3 protein-coding genes are annotated in these 2,258 nt (G+C 40.0%); 2 read left to right on the forward strand and 1 reads right to left on the reverse strand.

Annotation, left to right across the window (positions count from 1 at the left end; all coding sequences use genetic code 11):
* Window positions 1–176 precede the first annotated feature (176 nt).
* Both ACNRUY_RS26265 and ACNRUY_RS26270 read left to right on the forward strand, forming a co-directional pair.
* The gene (locus tag ACNRUY_RS26265; protein ID WP_488114622.1) at window positions 177–656 is read left to right on the forward strand and encodes a hypothetical protein; all 480 of its coding nucleotides are present in this window, start codon (window positions 177–179) and stop codon (window positions 654–656) included.
* Window positions 657–813: 157 nt separating this feature from the next.
* Window positions 814–1,239, forward strand: coding sequence for a GNAT family N-acetyltransferase (locus ACNRUY_RS26270; RefSeq protein ID WP_488114623.1), 426 nt, complete (start codon window positions 814–816; stop codon window positions 1,237–1,239).
* A 160-nt stretch (window positions 1,240–1,399) separates the two neighbouring features.
* Here ACNRUY_RS26270 and ACNRUY_RS26275 read toward each other — a convergent pair whose 3' ends face one another.
* Window positions 1,400–2,158, reverse strand: a complete 759-nt coding sequence (locus ACNRUY_RS26275) for an alpha/beta fold hydrolase (protein WP_488114624.1) — start codon at window positions 2,156–2,158, stop codon at window positions 1,400–1,402.
* Window positions 2,159–2,258: the final 100 nt, after the last annotated feature.

The raw sequence follows: 2,258 nt of genomic DNA on the forward strand, positions 1-2,258 counted from the left end.
AGAAAGTAATAAACCGAGAAGCTGTTTATCGTAAAGCGAAGGAGCAACACCCAGAACGCTGGGGAAGCCGCAATACCAGAAACTGGCAGTTACCCACTGAAGTATGGCTAAACCCTGAGCGATCAGAAAATCAGCAGCACTATGATTTAGCTGCATAGGTTGAGGCGACATCTTTCTTGAAAATCACCGAAATTGATTCGTCAGGAAAGCCTATTGAAATACGGAAAAATATCAAGCCTACCTTCAACAACCCAAACAGGCCATCAGAAAGTTGTCTTGCTTTTAGAGAAAATATAAGAAAATCATCATCTGGTTTGTATGAAGTCAATTATTCACTTATATCTGACAAATTAACACATTTACTTTATGAGAGAAGAAATAATTTAGATCTTAGTGTTAAGACTAGAACACAAATAGATCCATTTATACAGAGCCTAAAAGGCGAGTCAAAACTTTTTATATCATCATATTATCAATATAATTCTAATGGAGAAGAATTATTTGCATGTCAAATAATCAATCAAAAAGGTGAGCTTGAGATATTTCTTGAAGATATCCCTGCAATAAGAGTGAAAGGCTTCTTTCCAAACTCAACAACCTCTAAGCCTAAGTACAGATGCAAGATACCTAAGGGAAAAAATAGAGGGCAGCCATAAACTTGGCTAGACCATCAATCAATAAAATAGATGTCTTTTATATTTTATTTCATATTGAGTTTTGTTAAAATAGAAGTCTCTAGCCTTATACCCTATAGGACTTTTAGGTGCTAAATCTGATTTGATATTAATATCTTATAAGGAATGAAAAAGCATAATGAATATAGAAGTTTCATATGCTCCCTCTAAAGAGGAAATTGCAGTAATATACGATGGCTTGCTAGAGTTTAATAAACCAAACTTTCCAAACTTCACAGAAAAGCCTTTTGCCTGTTATCTTAAAGATGGGAGTGGAGAGCTTATCGGAGGTCTTACCGGTGAAATCTTCTATGAAAACCTTTATGTAAAATACTTCTGGATTTCAGAAACAATCCGTAGAAGTGGGTACGGTAAGAAATTGCTAGAACAGGTTGATAAAGTAGCGTCAAAAAATAAAGTTGAGTGCATATTTCTTGATACTTTCTCTTTTCAAGCTCCTGAGTTCTACAAGAAATATGGTTTTAGAGAGATCGCAAGGCTACCGAACTACCCCAAGAAAGGTGTCGATAAAATATTCTTCACCAAAGAAGTGAAACGTGCCTAGAAACAATAACTCTTGCTGAGCGATAAAAACAGGCCTCCGAATAAAACGCGGGCCAGTTTTCACCAGAGCGGCATAAGTCTGCACAACCTGCTGAAGTTCAACCCAAGCTGCACGGAAGCGCCATCCGAAAAAAGAATCACATCTTGCTAGCCATCCATGTTTAATCCACATGCCTATCAGAATTACCTTCAATCCAATCGATTAGCAGGTCAACATAGTCTTGCCCTGCATCTTCCGAAGAAAAGTGCGACGCATCATCAAAAACAACCAGCTTATTGTTGGGAATGTGTCTGGCCAAAAACTCTCCATTATCAACCAGTACAAAAGGATCCAGTTTCCCCCAGGTGATCAAAGTCGGTACCTGTATGTCTTTCAGACGCTGTTCAATCCATGGCAATTCTTTTGAATAAGTTCCGAAGAAACTGATCGCGCATTTATGCCCTTGTTCGTTGTAGCAAATGTCATAGTATTCTTTTATTGCACGACTGGAGGGTTTGTAGTGGTGATACCCCTCGCTGACAGCGGTAAGGAAATTGGTTTTCATCACTGGCTTTTTATTTAAACCTTTCGCTAGCCAGCGTACAAACCGTGATTTTATCACTGCCGTCAGAATGGGCGACAACTTAGGTGGAAAGTTTCCCGGACCATCGAAGATATTCAGGCTCAGAAATCGCTCAGGGTGGTTAATCACAGCGGTCAGGGTAATAGGGACTCCAACATCTGGCCCAACCAGATGAGCCTGCTTGATGTTGAAGTGGTCCATTGTCTGAATAATCACTTCACTCAGGTGACTGGGTGACATATCGGCTTCTTCCGCCTGGGACAAACCAAACCCGGGAATATCAAAGGCCAGCACGTCAAACCGGGTGCTGAAGTCTTCAAATGAGGATTCTATAGTGGACCCCAAAAACTGGACCACTGGCTAAGTTAAGTTTTTCGACTGTATGATGCCCTTTCAAGGAGGGGAAAATGACAGTCAGAAAAAGGAAGCGTCATGCACCTGAATTCAAAGCTCAGGT

This window comes from Endozoicomonas sp. Z74, from assembly GCF_057680865.1.